Annotated in this window: 16 protein-coding genes and 2 pseudogenes; 9 read left to right on the top strand and 9 right to left on the bottom strand. The window is 67.2% G+C overall.

Going from position 1 to position 18,188, the window contains the following annotated elements; all coding sequences use genetic code 11:
- Positions 1-261: 261 nt before the first annotated feature.
- Positions 262-1,740 carry an MFS transporter gene (locus ACIBQX_RS48790; protein ID WP_397017316.1) on the bottom strand — a complete coding sequence of 493 codons (1,479 nt, stop codon included), beginning with the start codon at positions 1,738-1,740 and terminating at the stop codon, positions 262-264.
- Between the two features lie 64 nt (positions 1,741-1,804).
- Here ACIBQX_RS48790 and ACIBQX_RS48785 point away from each other — a divergent pair, with 64 nt between their 5' ends.
- Both ACIBQX_RS48785 and ACIBQX_RS48780 read left to right on the top strand, forming a co-directional pair.
- Positions 1,805-2,809, top strand: a complete 1,005-nt coding sequence (locus tag ACIBQX_RS48785; RefSeq protein WP_397017314.1) for a helix-turn-helix transcriptional regulator — start codon at positions 1,805-1,807, stop codon at positions 2,807-2,809.
- A gap of 119 nt (positions 2,810-2,928) precedes the next feature.
- Complete coding sequence (locus ACIBQX_RS48780) at positions 2,929-3,057, top strand: hypothetical protein (RefSeq protein WP_397017312.1); 129 nt, start codon at positions 2,929-2,931, stop codon at positions 3,055-3,057.
- A gap of 193 nt (positions 3,058-3,250) precedes the next feature.
- On the opposite strand, the gene ACIBQX_RS48775 is transcribed toward ACIBQX_RS48780, so the two are convergent.
- Together ACIBQX_RS48775 and ACIBQX_RS48770 are read right to left on the bottom strand one after the other, a co-directional pair.
- Positions 3,251-4,447 carry a LysR family transcriptional regulator gene (locus ACIBQX_RS48775; RefSeq protein ID WP_397017310.1) on the bottom strand — a complete coding sequence of 399 codons (1,197 nt, stop codon included), beginning with the start codon at positions 4,445-4,447 and terminating at the stop codon, positions 3,251-3,253.
- A gap of 155 nt (positions 4,448-4,602) precedes the next feature.
- Complete coding sequence (locus tag ACIBQX_RS48770; protein WP_397017308.1) at positions 4,603-5,775, bottom strand: DUF418 domain-containing protein; 1,173 nt, start codon at positions 5,773-5,775, stop codon at positions 4,603-4,605.
- 212 nt (positions 5,776-5,987) lie between these two features.
- Here ACIBQX_RS48770 and ACIBQX_RS48765 point away from each other — a divergent pair, with 212 nt between their 5' ends.
- From ACIBQX_RS48765 to ACIBQX_RS48755, 3 genes are all read left to right on the top strand, one after another.
- The gene (locus ACIBQX_RS48765) at positions 5,988-7,466 is read left to right on the top strand and encodes a hypothetical protein (RefSeq protein ID WP_397017306.1); all 1,479 of its coding nucleotides are present in this window, start codon (positions 5,988-5,990) and stop codon (positions 7,464-7,466) included.
- Positions 7,467-7,562: 96 nt separating this feature from the next.
- A complete protein-coding gene (locus tag ACIBQX_RS48760; RefSeq protein WP_397017304.1) occupies positions 7,563-8,183 on the top strand; it encodes a TetR/AcrR family transcriptional regulator C-terminal ligand-binding domain-containing protein in 621 nt (206 codons plus the stop codon).
- Between the two features lie 34 nt (positions 8,184-8,217).
- On the top strand, positions 8,218-8,736 hold the full coding sequence (locus ACIBQX_RS48755; protein WP_397017327.1) for a serine hydrolase: 519 nt from the start codon (positions 8,218-8,220) through the stop codon (positions 8,734-8,736).
- A 568-nt stretch (positions 8,737-9,304) separates the two neighbouring features.
- Here the strand turns inward: ACIBQX_RS48755 and ACIBQX_RS48750 are convergent.
- From ACIBQX_RS48750 to ACIBQX_RS48735, 4 genes and pseudogenes are all read right to left on the bottom strand, one after another.
- Positions 9,305-9,703, bottom strand: a complete 399-nt coding sequence (locus tag ACIBQX_RS48750) for a hypothetical protein (protein WP_397017302.1) — start codon at positions 9,701-9,703, stop codon at positions 9,305-9,307.
- Positions 9,704-9,873: 170 nt separating this feature from the next.
- Complete coding sequence (locus ACIBQX_RS48745) at positions 9,874-10,854, bottom strand: helix-turn-helix domain-containing protein (RefSeq protein ID WP_397017300.1); 981 nt, start codon at positions 10,852-10,854, stop codon at positions 9,874-9,876.
- A gap of 203 nt (positions 10,855-11,057) precedes the next feature.
- Positions 11,058-11,744: pseudogene (locus ACIBQX_RS48740) on the bottom strand (transposase).
- 236 nt (positions 11,745-11,980) lie between these two features.
- Positions 11,981-12,988, bottom strand: a complete 1,008-nt coding sequence (locus ACIBQX_RS48735) for a sigma-70 family RNA polymerase sigma factor (RefSeq protein ID WP_397017298.1) — start codon at positions 12,986-12,988, stop codon at positions 11,981-11,983.
- A 178-nt stretch (positions 12,989-13,166) separates the two neighbouring features.
- On the opposite strand from ACIBQX_RS48735, the gene ACIBQX_RS48730 reads away from it, so the two are divergent.
- Positions 13,167-13,892 (top strand): SDR family NAD(P)-dependent oxidoreductase, encoded by a 726-nt coding sequence (locus ACIBQX_RS48730; RefSeq protein WP_397017296.1) that lies wholly within the window; start codon positions 13,167-13,169, stop codon positions 13,890-13,892.
- 534 nt (positions 13,893-14,426) lie between these two features.
- Positions 14,427-15,218: an SDR family NAD(P)-dependent oxidoreductase gene (locus ACIBQX_RS48725; RefSeq protein ID WP_397017294.1), complete on the top strand. Its 792-nt coding sequence runs from the start codon at positions 14,427-14,429 to the stop codon at positions 15,216-15,218.
- A gap of 406 nt (positions 15,219-15,624) precedes the next feature.
- On the opposite strand, the gene ACIBQX_RS48720 is transcribed toward ACIBQX_RS48725, so the two are convergent.
- The gene (locus ACIBQX_RS48720; protein WP_397017292.1) at positions 15,625-15,894 is read right to left on the bottom strand and encodes a hypothetical protein; all 270 of its coding nucleotides are present in this window, start codon (positions 15,892-15,894) and stop codon (positions 15,625-15,627) included.
- Between ACIBQX_RS48720 and ACIBQX_RS48715 the strand changes: the two are divergent.
- A pseudogene (locus ACIBQX_RS48715) lies at positions 15,880-16,005 on the top strand (hypothetical protein); the annotation flags it as partial. The gene ACIBQX_RS48720 and the pseudogene ACIBQX_RS48715 overlap by 15 nt on opposite strands.
- Before the next feature lie 261 nt (positions 16,006-16,266).
- On the opposite strand, the gene ACIBQX_RS48710 reads toward ACIBQX_RS48715, so the two are convergent.
- Complete coding sequence (locus ACIBQX_RS48710; protein WP_397017290.1) at positions 16,267-16,767, bottom strand: nuclear transport factor 2 family protein; 501 nt, start codon at positions 16,765-16,767, stop codon at positions 16,267-16,269.
- 901 nt (positions 16,768-17,668) lie between these two features.
- Between ACIBQX_RS48710 and ACIBQX_RS48705 the strand changes: the two genes are divergently transcribed.
- Positions 17,669-18,154 (top strand): hypothetical protein, encoded by a 486-nt coding sequence (locus tag ACIBQX_RS48705; protein WP_397017288.1) that lies wholly within the window; start codon positions 17,669-17,671, stop codon positions 18,152-18,154.
- Positions 18,155-18,188 lie beyond the last annotated feature (34 nt).

Below are 18,188 nucleotides of genomic sequence, written 5' to 3'. Positions count from 1 at the left end.
CATGACCACCTCCTCATTAGGGAAGTAGCCAGCCTGCCGGGTCCACCGCCCAGAGATCAATTACCCGACCGACGTTGAGTGACAGGCCACTAGCAGCAGCCGCATGTCGGTGCCCAGCGCCCCGGACAGCGCCGCGCCCCTTCCTGGCCCCTTTCCTGGTCAGCCTGTCTCGATGTGCAGGCAGGGCGCCCCTTCGGCTGCGCCGTTGCCCTAGTGACAGGCAGCGCGCTCGAGATGCCGGTTGACAAGCGGCATGCTTCTCTACTCGGCGTGCTCGGCCGCGGCCTTCGGGAGCGCGAGCATCACGAGTGCCGTGATCAGGTAGAGCGCGGCTGAGACGATCAGGACGATGCCGAGCGCATGACCGTAGTCGGGCAGCGCCGGCGCCCCGGCGGCTGAACCGGTGACGGAGGTGAAGAAGACCGTGCCGAGCACGGCGATGCCGGCGGCGCCGCCGATCTGGCCGACAGTGGACAGTACCCCGCCCGCGGCGCCCGCGTTGCGCCCGGGGACGCCCGCCAGCACGACGTTGACGAGGATCGGCGCGGCGAGACCGAGTCCGAGGCCACCGATGAACAGCGCCAGGGCGAGCAGCCAGTATCCGGGATCGTCGCCGTCCTTGACGACGTACCACAGGACGAGGTGCGATGCCGCGATCGTGAGCGAGCCGGCGATCAGCAGTGTTCTGCCCGCCTTGGCGGCCAGCGCGACGCCGAGGCCGGAGGTGACGATCGAGCCGAGCGCGTACGGGAGGATCACCAGGCCGGTCTCCCACACGGTCCGGCCGGTCCCGTTCTGCAGGTAGATCGAGAGGGTGAGGAAGTACGACCCGAGGCCGCCGAAGAACAGTACCGAAGCGGCCAGGCCGACGGTGAAGGCCCGGATTCTCAGCAGAGCGGGATCGAAGACGGGCTCGTTCCCGCGTCCGGTGAGGCGGCGCTCGTAGGCGAGGAAGATCGCGAGCACGACGATCCCGGCCGCCAGAAGGGCGTAGCTGCCCCAGGTCCATCCCCAGGTCTCGGCCTGGATGATCGGCAGCAGCAGGAGCAGGATGCCCGTGGCCGCCAGGAGCGCGCCCGCCAGGTCCAGCCGCGCGGTCGAGGCGGAGCGGGACTCCGGCAGCACCTTCGCGCCGATGACGAGGGCCAGGACCGAGACGGGCACGTTGATCCAGAAGATCGTACGCCAGCCCAGGCCGAACAGGTCGGCCTCGACGAGCAGCCCGCCCAGCAGCGGACCCGCGACCGAGGCGAGACCCTGGACCGCTCCGTACGCGCCGAACGCCTTGGCCCGTTCACCCGGCGCGAAGGACGCCCGGATGATCCCGAACACCTGCGGCACCATGATGCCGCCGGTCAGTCCCTGCGCGGCCCGCATGCCGATGAGCATCGCCGGATCGGCGGCCAGCGCGCACAGCGCCGAGGTGAGCATGAACCCGGCCAGCCCGATCAGGAACAGCCGCTTGCGGCCGTACTGATCGCCGAGCCGTCCACCGGTGATCAGGCCCGCGCCCAGGGCGAGGGTGTAGGCGGCGATCATCCACTGGATCTGAGCGTCGCTGGCACCCAAGTCCCGGGCTATCGCCGGGGCCGCGACGGTCACGATCGTCGCATCGAGAAGGTCCATGAAGGACCCGAAGAGCACCACCAGCAGCGCCGCGGTCGCGCCGGCGCCGGCGATGGGTACGGGAGGAACCTCAGGGCTGAGGGTGCCCTTTCGGGGGCTTGGTGAAGCGGTCATGCCGGTCACCCTGTCGGGCATAGTTGCCATCGAGTGACCGCTATCGGCGAGAGAATCGAGAATCATGGCTGCCACCTCCGCGCGGACGCTCAAACTGCTGTCCATCTTCGGGATCGGCGCGACCCTGACCGCCGATGAACTCGCCACCCGGGTCGGCACGTCGGTGCGAACCGTGCGCCGCGACATCGACACGCTCCGAGATCTCGGGTACGAGATCGAGGCCGTCCGCGGCGCGGGTGGCGGTTATCGGCTCGGTCACGCCGCCCGCCTGCCGCCGGTCGTGTTCGACGAGGACCAGGCCGTCGCCACGGCCGTCGCGCTGCAGACCGTCCCGGCGGTCCTGTCCGGCATCCGCGAGAACGCGGCACGTGCTCTCGCCACGCTGCACCAGGCGATGCCCGCGCGCAGCCGCCTGCACGCCGAAGCGTTCTCCGTCTCCTCTGCCCGCAACTACTGGGAGTTCCCCGCCCCGCCGATCGACGCCGAGACCGTCCGCGCCGTCGGCGGCGCGATCAACCGGCAGCACCTCGTACGCGTCGGCTACACCGGTGACGGAGAACCCGTCACGCTAACGCTGGAACCGCACGACCTCGTGGTGTGGGCCGCACGCTGGTACCTGGTCGCCTTCGACCTGGACGGGGGCCGATGGCGCGCCATGCGCATGGATCGCATCCAGCCGCACCTGCCCACGCACACCCCCTTCGACCGGCGCGACATCCCGCACGGCGATCCCGTCACCTTCGTCATGACCGCACCCGACCGCGGAGACGCCGCTGCCGACTGGCCATGCCGCGGCTCGGTCACCCTCGCCCTGCCCGCCTCCACCGTCGCCCGGTTCGCTCCCGGCGGATCAACAGTCAAGTACGACACCGAAACCACCTGCCGCCTCACCCTTGGCGCCTGGTCATGGTCAGGACTCGCCGGCCTGCTCCTCACCTTCGGCGCCGACCTCACCGACATCGAACCAGCCGAACTCCGGCAAGCCCTGCGCTCCCTGCGCACCCGGATCAGCAGGGGACTCGGACCCGCCGACCTGTACACCTCATGTGGAGTGCGGAGGGGTGGATGAACTGGTGTTTCGTAAGGGGTTCCTCAACCGGAGCACCCGCGAGCCGAGACAGCGCCCCAGGTCACGGTGTTCCGTATAGGTGTTCCGGTGAAGGCGCCCTATCCGGAACACTTGAGCGCGTGAACGGAACCGGCGTCGGCCACGCCCGCTGCTCGACCGACGATCAAGACATCATCATCCAGACCGAGCAACTCCTGACCCTCGGCGTTCCCGAAGACCGGATCTACATCGACCGTGGCTTCAGCTGACTCTTCGAACGAGGCCAGTGAGTACGGCGGCGGGGTGCGAGCACCTCGGTGACCTTGGCGATGGCCCGCCCGCAACCCTCATGCCCGCCGCCGGGCGGGCATGAGGCCCGGCGTGGTGTACCGGATAAACGTGCCCGAGGTCGCGCACCGTCCCCGGAGACGGATCGCCTGATCGGCGGGCGGCCGTGATCGTTCATGTACGTGAATAGTCTGTTATCGCGTACATATTCGCGGTCTTTGCCAGCGATGTCAGCGCCGACAGTCCGGACATGGGGCCGAGCCCTCCCCGGGCGGTCCGCCCGCGATGTGAGTGACATGTGCGAGCGGCCCGTAGCCAGCTACGCCAACGGTGGGTACCCGTGCTCACGTTCGCTCGGACGACGCCGCCTCGCCGGTCCCCCTGTCGTCGATTGGCTGAAATGGGCTGCGGCTCTTCCAAGGGGTGCTGAACCTGATGACGTCCGGTCTGGCGAGGCGTTGCCGGGTTCACCGTGTTGTCGGCGATCGGCGTGAGGGGGCCGAGGTCGCGGACGACCTCGGCCAGGGCGCGGATGGGCTCGTTGTCCGTCTCGCTGAGCCACACCATCGCGTACGGCAGGGGCCCCATGTCGGTGACCGGCAGGTAGGTGATGTCCGGCCGTACCCAGTAGCGGGTCATGTGGGCGGGGAAGAGCACGACGATCTCGGCCATGCCGGCGAGGGTGATGGCCTCTTCGGTGTTCTGCACCACGGCGCCGCGCTCGATCGTGCGGCCGCGGCGGGTCTCGCGTGGAATGTAGGCGTCGTACCAGTAGCCGGGCTGGGTGTCGGACTGCGGGTGCTGGAAGTCGGCGGCGATCTCCAGGGAGATCGACGTGCGCTGGGTGAGCTCGTGGCCGGTGGCGACGGCCAGTACCCGGGGTTCGGAGAACAGCACCGGGCCCACGGCGAGGTCGGGCTCGTCGATGGGCAGCCAGGCGATCAGGACGTCGATGTCCCCGCGGCGCAGCGTGGCGAAGGCGTCGCTGAACTGGGTTTTCTGGACGCGCAGCTTCCACTGCGGGTGCCGGAGGCGGAAGACGTCCCAGTAAGGGCGCAGGTCGTAGGCGTTGGCGGGGAGCATGCCGACGCGCAGGGTGCCGGTGATGCCCTGACCGGCGAGCTGGGCGCGCTGCACGCTGTCCTTCAGCCCGGCGTAGAGAGGCCGCAGGTCGTCGCGGAGCTGCTGCCCGACCGGCGTCAGCCGTACGCTGCGGTTGGTCCGCTCGAACAGCGGGGCGCCGATCTGCCGTTCCTGCTTCTGGATCGCCTGGGTGACGCGGGCGGGTGACAGGCACAGCCGGGCGGCGGTGCGACCGAAATGCAGTTCCTCGGCCAGCGTCAGGAAGATCTCGATGTCACGTAGTTCCATGCTCGGCTGCTCCGTTTACTCCCACTGGAGATGATCTTTCGAGGTTCGTCATTGTTCCGGGTGTTCACCGTGCTTGATCCTCGAATCACACGAACCGTTCGTGGTTCTGGCAACGATCACTGACCGGTCAACCAGGAATCACCAGTTCGCGTGGGTCAGTTTCGCCTGTACGTCAGCCGTCGCAGTGCGGCCTCGGCAGGTCCCCTTCGCCCGCCCGAAGCCAGCAGCGCGGCGAGCGCCACGGTGGCCAGCCAGGTCACCACGGCGATGCCGGACGCCGCGGCGTCGCCGACGCGCGTGCCGAGCCCTCCCGCGTAGGGGGCGAACACCGCGACGAAGATCACCGACTGAAGCAGGTAGCAGGTCAGCGACCACTGGCCGCAGGCCGCGAGGGCCCTGACGAGCGGGCCGGGATAGCCGCGCCGCCCCCGGCCGACGATGAGTCCGATGATCGCCGCGTACGCGAGCCCGCCGGCGATGCCGGTCACGCTGTGCAGCGCGTACGCGGATACGGACACCAGATCCGACGGCGTCCAGATTCGTGTGTCGATCAGCATCAGCGGAACCGCGCCGACGACAGCCAGCATCGTACCCACGACGGCGACGCGGGAGAGCAGGTCCCGGTTCGACAGCGGGTCCTCCAGTACGCGGCGCCGGGCCGCCCAGATTCCGAACAGGAAGGCCGGCACCACGCTGGCGGCGAAGTAGGTGGGCGTCATTCCGGACCATCCGATGAGCCGCATCACGAGCGCCTCGATCGGATCCGCCATGGCGGCGGGCGTGTCGCCCTTGGGTGCGGAGATGGTGAGCAGCCCGAAGCCGAACAGCACCACGACATGCAGCGCCAATCCAACCGCCGCGGCCCGTAGCACGGCCCGGTCTTCGCGCCGGATGAAGCCGACGAGCACGAGCCCGACCAGCCCATATGCCCCGAGGATGTCACCGAAGAACAGCAGCAGCGCGTGGCAGAACCCGAATGCCAGCAGCCACAGACTCCGTCGACGCAGTACGGTGCGCACCTGCGGCCAGCTTCTGCCTGTGGCGAGTTGCCGGTTGGCGAGCTGGACCAGGCCGTAGCCGAACAGGGCTGCGAACATGGGCAGCGCTCGCCCATCCACGAGGAGAATCTGCGCCCCGGCGACCAGCTTGTCGAGAGCGGTGCCGTCCAAGGCATAGCCGCGGAAGCCCGCCTCGTGGCCGGACAGGTACATGTGCGCATGCGCCAACGCGATGAGCAGCAGCATCAGCCCACGCGCGAGGTCGGGGGCGAGCGCCCGCCGGGTGATGGGTGTGGCCTCGTGAACGGGGGCCGGGGGAGCGATGGACATGGTTGACCTCTCACATCAAAGGGACCCCCCTTTGGCTGCTCAGGCGTAATCCGCAGAGGGGGTGTCTAGTTGCTCCGGTCGTGCGAGTCCGACCGGAGGGGTCCACTGGAAACCAGACGTAGCTACGATACTGTAGCTACATGCTTATAGCTACAGTAGCGTAGCTTGTGTGCCAGGGGTACACCCCGCCGCGCAGCGAACAGGAGAGACCCATGACCATCGAACTTCCGGAGCCACCGCCCACCGAGGTGCACCTTGACTGGAACGCCAGGACCGGTGTGTCACGTACGACGTTGACCACGCACATGTGGACCGCCCCGCCGTTGCGCCGTGGTTCGCAGATCCACGACAAGGCGTTCGACGCGCTCCGCGATCTCAACGCCGACCTCGCGCGCTTCCTCCCCTGGTACTCCCACCCCCGGTTGGCGGTGCCCGCCCTGACTCCGCCCACCGCCGATGAGACGTCGTGGAACTTCCGGCTGCTCGACCCGTTCGTGGAGGACTTCATGAACGCGGCCCAGGGCCGGCCGGTCGTGGCGAACTTCGCCACGATCCCCGCCTGGATGTTCGTCACTCCCGAGCCGGTACCGGTCGCGGAGGATCCCTTTGAGACCCACTGGGACTACGAGCAGGGCACCGAACTGCGCGACCCCACGTTGCGGGAGGTCGCCGACTACTTCTACCGGATCGCGAGCTGGTACATCGCGGGCGGTTTCACCGACGAACTCGGCCGGTGGCACGAATCGGGCCACCGCTACCGCTTCGCGTACTGGGAGGTGCTGTGCGAGCCCGACATGGGGCACCGCATCCCGCCCGAGCTGTACACGCGGCTCTACGACACCATCGTGGAGCGCCTGCGTCCTCTCGACCCGGAGATGAAGTTCATCGGGTTGTCCCTGAGCCCGGTCGCCCGCGAGCCGGAATACTTCTGGCACTTCCTGAACGCGGCCAACCATGCCGACGGCATCCCCCTGGACGCGTTCTCCTATCACTTCTACGCCTTCCCCGAGATCGTCAACCCGATCTCCGAACATGGCAACGCCCCCTTCGAGCACTGGCGCGGGCTCTTCTTCGCCCAGGCCGAGGCGTTCCTCGACCAGGTACGCCACATCGACGCCATCCGCCGCCGGCTCGCACCCGGGACCCGGACCTTCATCAACGAACTGGGGTCATACCCGCCGGACCTGATGAACCCGGCCCCCACGATCCCGGAGGAGTACTGGGCGCTCAGCGCGTCGATGCAGTCCTACCTGTGGGCCCGGCTCGTCGAACTCGGAGTGGATCTCGTCGGCATCGCGGAGTTCATGGACTACCCGGGCATGATTCCCGGCACGACGCTCGTCGACTGGGAAAGCGGCGCCCCCAACGCCCGATACCGGGCACTTCAGCTGCTGCTGCGCCACTTCGCCCCCGGCGACTCGCTCGTCACCACGACCACCATGATGTTCGGCTATCCCGACAGCCGCATCCATGCTCAGGGCTTCGTCACGGCGGACGGTGATCGCAAACTCATGCTCGTGAACAAGACGGCCGACCCCATCACCATCGCGATCACCGCCGATGAGGCGCATCTCGGCCAGGTGGAGCAGACGGGCGTCAGCAGCGGGCCAGGAGAACCGGTGAACTCGCCGGCGCGACCCGGTGAACCTGTCGTCATCGACGCTTTCGCCACGGCCGTCATCTCGTTCTGACCGCTTCCACCGCGGCCGGGTGACCCCGGCCCGGTCGCGGTACGCCCGCCTCCTCCACAAGTAAGATGGGCCCTGGGGTCGATCAAGGGGCGACGAGTGGGAGATCACAGCGGCCGGACGCGGCGCAGTGCCGAAGAAGTGGCCAACGCCATCCACGCCGCCGTGCTGGAAGAGGTACTGGAGGTCGGCGTCGGCCGGCTGACCATGGAAGGCATCGGCAGGCGGGCGGCAACCGCCCGTACCACGCTGTACCGTCGCTGGTCAGACCCGATCGAGGTGCTACTGGACGCGCTCTACCACGCGCATCCGGTCGAGGAACCCACCCCAGGAGCCGACGATCTGCGCGGCGACCTGATCCGATCGCTCCAGCTCATGCGCGCCTGGATGCTCAGCCCGGCAGGCCGAGCGGTCGCGGCCATCCTCACCGATCCCCTGGGGGCCGGGCAGGTCTCCGAAGCGCTCTTCGAGAACGTCTTCTCCCGGCGGGGAGGCACGTTCACCAGCACGGTGCTGCACCACTACGCCGATCGCGGTCACTTCCCCGCCGCGTTGCTCACCCCCGTGGTCGCCGACATCGGCGAGGCACTGGTCACCAAGCGCCTGCTGGACGGCACGCCTCCCAGCGACGCGGACCTGGCCGACATCGTCGACCAGGCCATCCTTCCGGCCGTCGGCCTCGCCGCTCACCACGCGAAGGTCGACGCAGTAGGCGGTTGACCTTCGGTCTCGGCTTCACCATCGCGCATCCGCGCTGCAGCAGCGCGCCTCGCTGGCCGGACCCGCCGCGGATGGCCGGCTCGCTGAAGCACGCTCAGGCGACCGCTACAGCTACCGGTATGAGGACGCCGCCGGCCGGGAGCAGGTGGTCGACATCTCGCGCCAGAACCTCTCCTTGCTGGCCGGCGCCGGTGACCTGATCTCCACCACCCAGGACCTGCATACGTTCTTCTCCGCGCTGAACGGCGGCAAGCTCCTGCCGGCCAGGCTGCTGGCCGAGATGCGCACACCGCACCCGAAGTTGGGCTATGGCCTCGGAGTGTTCGTGCAGGACCTGGGCCCGGGCTGCGGCACCGTCTACCAGCACAAGGGCAGCCCCCCGCACGGCTACGGGGCGCTGATGTACAGCTCGCCCGACGGCAGGACGACCGTGACCGGCTCGGTGACCTGGGTGGACGAGGCCACCAGGGGCCCAGCGAAGGATTTCCAGAAGCTGGTGGACACGCTCGTCGAGGAGGTCTTCTGCGACGGGCAGGGCGGGCCGCCTCAGTAGACGCGGCCGAGCTCCCGATTTCGCCACCACCGAGGCTATCGCCGCCACCACCCGCATCACCAGCGGCAATTTCCGCCTCATCACCCGCCTCGTCGACCACATCGAACGCGTACTGGAAATCAACCAGCTCACCACCGTGACCAAGGAGGTCGTCGAAGCCGCTCGTGAGAATCTGATCATCGGCGTCATGTGAGGCTCCCGCCTCGAACCCGCGACCCACCACATCGGCGAACGTACGGCCCCGCCACACGGCGGGGGCGTACGTTTGCCGTCAAGGGATCCTGCCGGGCCACGTAGCTCCGGAGATTCCCGGCCATTTATCGCCGGAACTTACAGCGAACCTTGCGTCGCTCGCTGGCGTGCGGGGCCGCCTGGACGCAGGAACCGGATGCGGCCGCGTAGCGGGTGCCTTGAAACTCCACCACCTGCCCGGCCGCAGCCGGTTCGCCGGCTCGGCATCCCATTTGCCGGACCAAGGCGTCAACTGCACGTTGTGGGCTGTTAACCCCTGAATGGGGAGGCGTCCGGGGCCGGTTCGGTCGGTCCCGGACTCCCCGGCGTGAGACGTTCAGTCAACCCAGACGCAGGGAAGGCCCTTCGAGGCGTAGCGGCCTCCGCCCAGGGATTCCCAGCCCTGGGCGCACACACTGCCTACCCCCTTGCCAGTGCCGGTCGCCGTCGGGTTGCGGCCGTTTGGGCCGCTGTGTCTGGGGTGCCCGGGTCCCCAGAGATCTATGTGCCCGTACCAATCGCCTTCGCCATAGGCGGTGGCGGACCAGCGAACGGCACTGCCGAACACCTCGATGCAGGTATCGACGCTGCAGTTGTCGAACAGCGCGCCAGCGCCCTGCTCGACATGCCTCAGGCAGACCTCACCACTGCAGATCCAGCCGGTAGACCGGGACGCCGAATCTGCTGACACGGCCGACGCGCTACCCAGCAGAAGCAAGGGCACGGCCAGCACCATCGCGGCTAAGCGAGATCGAAACATCGTTCTCCCTTCGACGGAGGAAACCGCCGAGACAAGCGGTTCCTCCGGTTGTGTGGTGGGCCTCAGCGGAGGCTGAGGCTCATCCTTCAACCGAGATGGTGCACGCTGCGGCCGAGGCCTGTCGTTACGCGTGAGCGCACACGTCTTTAGCCTGTGCGCACGATCGCGCACTGCTGGCGGAACTGGCGCGGCGACAGATCGTAAGCGCTGCGGAAGGCCTGGCTGAAATGCGCGGGGCTGGTGAACCCCCACCGGGCCGCGATCGCGCTGATCGGGCGGGCCGCCAGCCGGGGGTCGGCCAGGTCACGTCGGCACTGCTGCAGGCGGCGCCGCCGGATCCAGCCGGCGACCGTGTGCCCTTCCTGGTGGAACAGTTTGTGCAGGTAGCGCCGGGAGATGTGATGGGCTGCGGCGATCGCGTCCGGGGTCAGGTGCGGATCACCGAGGTTCCGCAGGATGAAGGCATGGATTTCGGCCATCAGCGCGCGCTGCCTGGTGTGCGGCGGCACTGCGCTGTGGGCCTCCAGCGCACTGGCCAGCGCCGCAGTCAGCACGTCAAGCGTCAAGGTGGACAGCCGGGCAACGTCGGCCGGGCTGAACTCGTGCATGCGCCGGGCCATCTGCAACAGGAACTGCGAGGACAGCGCGCCGATGCCCCGATCGCCAGGAATACGGACGGCAACCAGGTCCCGCAGGTCCCGCTGCGATAACGGCAGTAACGACCGCGGGAACTGCAGGCACATCATCTGAGCCCCTCGCTCGCTCGGCGCAAGCCGCGTCAGATAGGGATGTGAGCTGTCACGTATGGACAGATCACCGACATGTAGATCCGCCTGCCGGCCGTCCTGCTCCCCCCACACACGACCGCGCACAGCGCAGGTCACCAAAAACGTCTCGGGATCAGACTGGCGGATCAGTTTGGGCGTGCGATGAATCGCAAGCGGCGTGGCAGTCAGCAAGACCGCCTGCACGGGACCGAGGCCGGTGAAGCCGGCCTGCGCCCGGAATGCGCTCTCCGTCCCCGGTTCACAGCGTGCGTCGAGGGGCACCCACAACTTCGCGCTCACCTCGCGCCAGAGGGCGAACCGCTCCTTCGCCGGGACCTCGGCGGTGCTGACTACCTCCATGACCCCACCTAGGTGTCGACAGTCGTGACAGCCATCCTCGGCAATCCCTTCCGCATGGTCGTCGTCCGCTCGACGCAGGTGCCGGTACCTCTGCCGGCGTAGGGACGCGATCTTGATTGGCCACCCAGCGCGACATCTCACGCCCTGCTGGGGTTGGCGCCGATCGCCGGGCGGCGTCGGTAGGCGGCTGATTCACTGGCGCATCAGAGCCACCGACAGGCGCGGACACCAGCGAAGAGGGCGGAGTCAGATGAGTCCAGGGCCGTTCGGCTTGTACGTGGAGGCTGGGAGAACCGCAGCGTGTGGAAGATCACCGGGTAGACCGCATCCAGCGGCCGGTTCTGCCACTCGGCCATCCCCTCCAGCGCCTTGTCGGTGATGGTCGAGATGGTCTGCTTGGACACCTGCGCACCGTAGACCTCCGCGAGGTGCGCGGAGATCTCGCCCGTGTCAAGCCCTTGGCGGCCAGTGAGATGACCATCTCATCGATGAGACAGGCGCCGCTGCCGCTTACGCACGATCTTCGGCTCGAAACTGCCGTCCCGATCACGCGGCACGGTGATCTCCACCGGACCGACATCGGTGATGACGGTCTTGGACCGGGCGCCGTTACGGCTGTTAGTCACCTCGCCGCCGGAGCGCTGGTGCTTGTCGTAGCCGAGATGGTCGGTGATCTCACCTTCCAGCGCGGACTCCAGCACCAGCTTGGTCAGCCGGCCGAGCAGCCCGTTCTCTCCCACCAGTTCCACACCCCCGGCGCGGGCCTGGTCGACCAGCCGGGCCACCAGCTCCCGATCCGACTCCCTGGCCTTGCTGTCCTCGGGCTGCTTGCGCGCCACTCCGACCTCCTCCAGGTCGATCTCCGTCGATGCCTGGATCACAGTACTCATCAGGTGCGTTCTCCTTGATCAGGAGTTACACCAGTGACCGTACAGTCCCCATGCTGAAGGAGTATCGGCATGCGGCTTGACCTGGCCGGATGATGAATCGGCACCCGCAGCGTTGATCTTGTTCGGCTGGTTGGGTGCTGGCTGGTCTGCTGCCGTCAATGGTTGGGCATGAGCGCCGGCCCTCGACCCTCGAATGCGCGTGGTATCCCCGTTGTGGAGCGCGGTCGGAGGGCTGCCTATCGGCTGGGGAGTGATCGCGGCAGTACGAACGATGGGAGGACGCTGGTGTCAAAGCGGGTGATGGCGCAGATCTGGTCGCCGGTGACGGTGAGGACGAGGAGGCCGGTTCCATGGCGGATGCCGCCGGTGGGGGTGCGAAGGTAGGCCCCGAATGCCAGTTGACCGTTGGCTCGCGTCGGTACGAGGTCGTATGTCCGGTCGTGGCGGATGATGCTGGCGAGGAGGCGGGCCACGACGTCGCGGCCTTGGTATTCGAGGGGGATCGGTGGCATGGAGACGTGGATGTCGTCGGTGAGCAGGGCGACCAGCGCGTCGACATCGCCGGTCTGGTAGGCGTGGACGAATTTTGCTACGAGCGCCTGTTCGGCGGGTGAGTCGGGTGCGGGAGGCAGTTGGCGTTCGCCGGTTGGTGGTAGGCGGTGCAGGCTGGCGCGGGCTCGTTTGAGGGCGCTGTTGACCGATTCGACGGTCGAGTCGAGCATGTCGGCGACTTCGTGGGCGTGGTATCCGAGTACGTCGCGCAGGATGAGGACGGCGCGTTGGCGGGCGGGCAGGATCTGCAGCGCGGTCACGAAGGCCAGGGAGATGGATTCGGTCTGTTCGTAGCGTGCCTCAGGGCCGAGCGGCACGTCGATCGCGCCTTCGAGGAGGGCGTCGGGGTATGGCTCGAGCCACACCACTTCGCCCAGCCGGGTCGGCTCGGGCGGTTCAACCTCGGGGATGTCCCACTCCTTGGCCGGGCGTCGGTTGGCCGAGCGAAGCGCGTTGAGGCACCGGGTGGTGGCGATCCGGTAGAGCCACGTGCGGAGCGAGGCGCGCCCCCGGAACCCTTGGAGGCCTTGCCAGGCAGCCAGCAGCGTGTCCTGGAGGGCGTCCTCGGCGTCCTGGAAGGATCCGAGCATCCGGTAGCAATGCGCCTGTAGCTCTCTTCGGTGCGGCTCGGTCAGCTCTCGGAACGCCTCGCCGTCCCCGGCCCGCGCCCTGGTGATCAGGTCGGTTGTCACCACTCCACCCTCGCCTCACTTCTCGCTCACCTTGTCGCGCTTCCAAGGTATAGACACCGGCGAAGGAGCGAACTGGGCGGTCGGTGGGCGCCCATTTTCCCGACGTCGCGGTGTCTACATCATTGACAGCTCGGATGATCCGGGCGTCGGGACGCAGAAACAAAAAGGAGCCGTATCCATGACAATCGTAGATAGAGCAGTTCTGGTGACTGGGGCCAATCGCGGTATCGGGCAGGCGCTGGTGGCGGAAGCCTTGAGGAGAGGCGCGAAGCGGGTATATGCCGGTACGCGCCAGCCCTTGGCCCACTCGGATGAGCGCGTTACACCGCTGACCCTGGACGTGACCGACGCTGCGCAGACTCAGGCGGCTGTCGAGAGAGTCGAGTCTCTCGATATCCTCATCAATAACGCTGGCCTGGCGCTCTACGGTGACCTCAGCGATCGTGCCGCGCTCGAACAGCACCTCGCCGTCAATCTCTTCGGCACATATGGCGTGACCCAGGCTTTTCTGCCGTTGCTGACTCGTTCTCAAGGAGCCATCGTCAACCTTGCGTCGTTGGCGGCCTGGGCCGCCGTGCCGGTCCTTCCGGCCTACTCGATCTCAAAGGCGGCCGTGTTCTCCCTGTCGCAATCGCTGCGTGCTCTTTTGGCCGGACAGGGCGTGCGGGTTCATACCGTCATGCCCGGCCCTGTGGACACCGACATGATCCGAGGCCTCGACATACCGAAGTTCTCCCCGGAGTCCGTCGCGCGAGCCATCTTCGACGGAGTGGAGAAAGAGGACGAGGACATCTTCCCCGATGCCATGTCAGAGTCCATGGCCGAGAGCTGGCGCAGCGGTGCGGTCAAGGCACTCGAACGCCAGAATGCGGCGCTCGTAGCAGCAGAGCCCGTCACGTCATAAGCAAAGGGCGGGACACGGTGCAACTTCGGCACGGGCGGAAGGCTGCGCCACCGACCTCACCGCAGCGTGCACCGGCCTGCTCGGATCGGTCGTCGCGCGGTGATCCCGTACGCCAGCATCACCAATACCATAACCGCTCCCGCAAGCCATGCTGCACCACCAGCGCCCCCAATGGCTGCGCTGAAACAGCAGATGGCAACCGAATACCAGCGGGTCAAACGCTAGAGCACCAGCGCGGCTAACTGGCGTCTCATCCGCCATGCCGGCCTATGTCGCGCACGGCATGGGCCGGCATGTTGTCAACGGCGGGCCTTCCCCCGGGGTGTGGACACCTTGAGTGCCAGGTCGTGAAGGTATGGGGATCAGGGGCTTCGTAGTGGCTATGAAGGCCTTCCTTTCAGGAGTTCAGGGCTGATGCCGTCGTGTTGTATCCACCGGACCCGGCGCTGAACAAAACCGGGCCGGTGGGTCGCGCTCAGCGAGGCGCCCACGCCGGCTCGGTTCTGCAGACAATCCAATGATCAGGAGCTAGCAGTGCTGCTTGAAAACAAGAACGCGATCGTCTACGGAGCGAGCGGATCCATCGGAAGCGCGGTCGCTCACGCCTTTGCCGCGGAGGGAGCACAGGTCTTCCTCGCCGGGCGCACCAGCGCCGCACTGGAGGTGGTCGCTGAAAAGATCCAGGCCTCGGGTGGCGTCGCCGACTTCGCCACGGTGGACGTGCTGGATGAGGACGCCGTCGAAGCACACGCCGATGCGGTGGTCCGGAACGCCGGATCCCTCGACATCTCTTTCAATGCCATCAGCCTCCCCCAGACAGGCATTCAGGGCACCCGGTTCGCCGACCTGTCGCCCGACGCCTTCGACCTGCCCATGGCCACCTACCCCAAGGCCAACTTCCTGACTGCCAAAGCTGCCGCACGGCGTATGACCGACCAGGGATCAGGGGTGATTTTGACGATCACTGCGTCTCCGTCACGGACGGCCGTCCCACTCATGGGAGGCATGGCACCGGCGTGGGCGGCGATCGAAGCGCTGTCCCGGGGTCTGGCCGCCGAGCTCGGACCGCATGGCGTCCGAGTCGTATGCCTGAACGCGGCAGGGATGCCGGAAACGCCGCAGCTGTCGGAGGTACATGGCCTGCACGCCGATGCCTACGGCATCAGCCGCGACGCATTCCATGCCCGCATTACGGACCTGACAGTGCGCAAGCAGTTGCCCGCAGTCGCTGAGATCGCCAACGTGGCCGCCTTCGTCGCCTCGGACCGCTCCAGTGCGATGACCGGGGCAATCGTCAACCTCACCGGCGGCCTGATCGTCGACTGACGCAGCCCAGGGAGGCGGGGTCCCGCCCGGCAGCCAGGACTTCAAGATCGCCCCTATGGCTCGGCTGAATAGTCCCGGGACCCGGTACTACATCGGTAGATCTTCAAGGCGTTCGCCAGCGTGACTGTGGGTGTATCAGGGCTGGTCTGTGAGTGACCTCGTGCCTCACCTACGATCTCGTCGTGTCCTGGGATGCCGAGCTCGCGGCGCTGGCCTCGCGGATCGCTGACCGCCTGTTCAAGCGGCCCGAGGTGTTGCGCGATGAGGTGCGCGCGTACGTGGTGAGGCATCTGGACGGCCTAGAACTATGTGCGAGCGCTTCGCGTGGTGTACGCGAGCTCCGGTCACCCGGGAGACGGAAGCGCGTACGGCAGGATGATCCGCTGTGCTCCTTCGCTTGGCCTACCTAACCGTCACGAACGCGTTCGCCGCGCTGCGGTTGCCGCCCCTGAGCGATCGGGACAAGGATGTGGAGATTCTCGTTCTGCGCCACCAGATCGCCGTCCTTGAACGCCAACTTGGCGCTGACACCAGAGTGAAATTCGCGCCAGAGGACCGGGCCTTCCTTACCGCGCTTCTGACCTCGCTGCCGCGTGATGTTCTGCGCCGACTGCGGCTTCTCGTCCGTCTGGACACCGTCCTGCGCTGGCACCGCGACCTGATGCGACGGCGCCATGCCCGTACCTGTCGCCCGAAGCGGCCTGGCCGCCCGCCTACCGTCCAGTCCATCCGCGCTCTCATTCTGCGCCTGGTTCGGGAGAACCCGAGCTGGGGCTACCGGCGGATCCACGGAGAGCTCACCACGCTCGGCATCAAGGTCGCACCGTCCACGGTCTGGGAGACCCTCAAGCAGGCTGGTCTTGACCCGGCGCCCGAACGGGCATCCAGCACGTGGGCCGACTTCCTCCGGAGATCGGGCGGGACGAGCTGGCCCGGCAGGCGTACGCCGGCGCCCGCTCGGGGGAGCAGGCAGGCCCGGCCGGCAGGCCATCGCCGCCCTCTCGACCGTCGTCGAGGCCCGGCCCCCGTAGCGGAACCGGTGGCGCAGTCAGACGCCGCGGGTCCAGAACTCCTGCGCCGACCCCGTGAACGACGTCGGGTCGCCGGCGAGGAAGAATTCGTCCCACATCGGTCCGTCGGAGAGCTCCCAGTGCTCCACGGCCAGACCGTCCCTGAAGCGCCACGCGCCCATGCCGACGCGCGTCCAGATCCATTCGCCACGCGTCGTGCGGAATGTCCCGTGGGTGATGCCGTAATGGTCGTCGGCGAGGATCTGGTCGATCTCGAGGGGTTCGACGTTGGCGTCGGCGAGACTCGCCCGCCGCTTGGCGTAGCGGCGCAGGAAGTCCATTCCCCCGGTCGTCGCCAGGCGCACGCCGCCGGTGTGGATCACCATGTCCGGAGACATCCGCTCCATCATTTTGCTGGTGTGCTCTTGTTGCCGCTGGAGCCGCTCGTCCTCAGTGAGGCTCGGATCGGTCGTGATCGCCGCGCCGCCTCGATAGAGCTCGGCCAGCCACAAGGCGTTCGGATGGGTGTCGGACAGCATGATGTCTCCTCTTGGTCGGGAAGTGTCCGCGGGGCCCTCGTCGGGTCGGAATGAGACATCGAGGACTCCATCAGATCGGGGGTGGGCGCGTCGAGCGGGTCAGCCGCGCGTCGAGTCCTTTGCCCATTGAATCATAGTTCTCATATGAGAAACATGTCTCACTCAGGAATGGGTAGCTCATCGTGTTCATCTCCGCAGCTGGCCCGTCGACAACCGATGACTGGGACCGCGCGTCGCCGGACGACATCCGCCGCCCTCGGCGAGGTGCCCGCCGCCGACGCTGGCGATGCTCCGGTGCGGATGACCATGCTTGAGCGATATGATCGTCTCATATGAGAGAGTGTTATGGTTTAATGAGCAAAGGCTTCGGCACACGGCTGACCCGCTCGGCGCGCCCTGTACCGCGTCAGAATGCAGCCACGACGGCTCTGACCTGTGGTTTGACGAGGTTCGTACCTGCGGGCAGGATCGCGTCTTGTGCTTGTCCGCCTGCTTTATCTGCTCGCGCTTCGGGTGTTCGGCTGGCTGATGTTGCTGGGCCGCGGTCAGGCGTCGAAGGACGTTGAGATCATGGTGTTGCGTCATGAGGTGGCGGTGCTGCGGCGTCAGGTTGGGCGCCCGAAGCCTGATTGGGCCGATCGGGCCGTTCTCGCGGCGCTGGCCCGATGGTTGCCGGCGGTGCTGCGCGCTCATCGTCTGGTCACCCCCGGCGACGTTGCTGACGTGGCATCGTCGCCTCGTGCGACGGACCTGGACCTACCCGCATCGGCCCGGGCGTCCAGGAACGACTCCGGAGCTTCGGGGCCTGATCGTGCGCCTGGCGCGGGAGAACCCCGGATGGGGCCATCGACGGGTGCACGGGGAGTTGGTGCGGCTTGGGTTCCAGGCCAGCGAGGCGACCGTGCGGCGCATCCTGCGCTCGCACCGTTTCGGTCCGGCACCCCGGCATCTCGACACGTCCTGGCGGTCCTTCTTACGATCGCAAGCCGAAGGGCTCCTGGCCTGTGATTTCTTCCATGTTGACACGGTTTTTCTGAAGCGCTTGTACGTGTTGTTCGTGATGGAGGTCCGCACGCGACGGGTGCACATTCTGGGCGTGACCAGCCACCCGACCGGCGTATGGACCGCTCAGCAGGCCCGCAACCTCCTGATCTACCTTGGCGAGCGAGCGGGGTCGGTTCGCTTCCTTATCCGCGATCGGGACGCTAAGTTCACTGCCGTCTTCGATGAGGTGTTCGCCGCCGCGGGTATCACGGTGTTAAAGACACCGTCGCGGACACCAAGGGCGAACTGCTACGCCGAGCGCTGGATCCGGACGGTACGCGCCGAGTGCACCGACCGCATGCTGATGCCGACCGGACGGCTCGTCCGCCCGATCGTCAGCTAGGACCGGCCAGCCCACCGGTTCCGTGACACCTGAA

The organism is Nonomuraea sp. NPDC049714, assembly GCF_044465295.1.
GTDB lineage: Bacteria > Actinomycetota > Actinomycetes > Streptosporangiales > Streptosporangiaceae > Nonomuraea.
The sequence above is the reverse complement of the archived record's forward strand: the minus strand, read 5'-3'. Positions and strand labels throughout refer to the sequence as shown.

Excerpts from the sequence above, each read along its gene's own strand:
- ACIBQX_RS48730 (WP_397017296.1), top strand. The coding sequence starts at position 13,167 with ATGACAATCGTAGATAGAGCAGTTCTGGTGACTGGGGCCAATCGCGGT.
- ACIBQX_RS48790 (WP_397017316.1), bottom strand. The coding sequence starts at position 1,740 with ATGACCGCTTCACCAAGCCCCCGAAAGGGCACCCTCAGCCCTGAGGTT.
- ACIBQX_RS48765 (WP_397017306.1), top strand. The coding sequence starts at position 5,988 with ATGACCATCGAACTTCCGGAGCCACCGCCCACCGAGGTGCACCTTGAC.
- ACIBQX_RS48785 (WP_397017314.1), top strand. The coding sequence starts at position 1,805 with ATGGCTGCCACCTCCGCGCGGACGCTCAAACTGCTGTCCATCTTCGGG.
- ACIBQX_RS48775 (WP_397017310.1), bottom strand. The coding sequence starts at position 4,447 with ATGGAACTACGTGACATCGAGATCTTCCTGACGCTGGCCGAGGAACTG.
- ACIBQX_RS48745 (WP_397017300.1), bottom strand. The coding sequence starts at position 10,854 with ATGGAGGTAGTCAGCACCGCCGAGGTCCCGGCGAAGGAGCGGTTCGCC.
- ACIBQX_RS48750 (WP_397017302.1), bottom strand. The coding sequence starts at position 9,703 with ATGGTGCTGGCCGTGCCCTTGCTTCTGCTGGGTAGCGCGTCGGCCGTG.
- ACIBQX_RS48720 (WP_397017292.1), bottom strand. The coding sequence starts at position 15,894 with ATGGCGCCGTCGCATCAGGTCGCGGTGCCAGCGCAGGACGGTGTCCAG.
- ACIBQX_RS48710 (WP_397017290.1), bottom strand. The coding sequence starts at position 16,767 with ATGCTGTCCGACACCCATCCGAACGCCTTGTGGCTGGCCGAGCTCTAT.
- ACIBQX_RS48770 (WP_397017308.1), bottom strand. The coding sequence starts at position 5,775 with ATGTCCATCGCTCCCCCGGCCCCCGTTCACGAGGCCACACCCATCACC.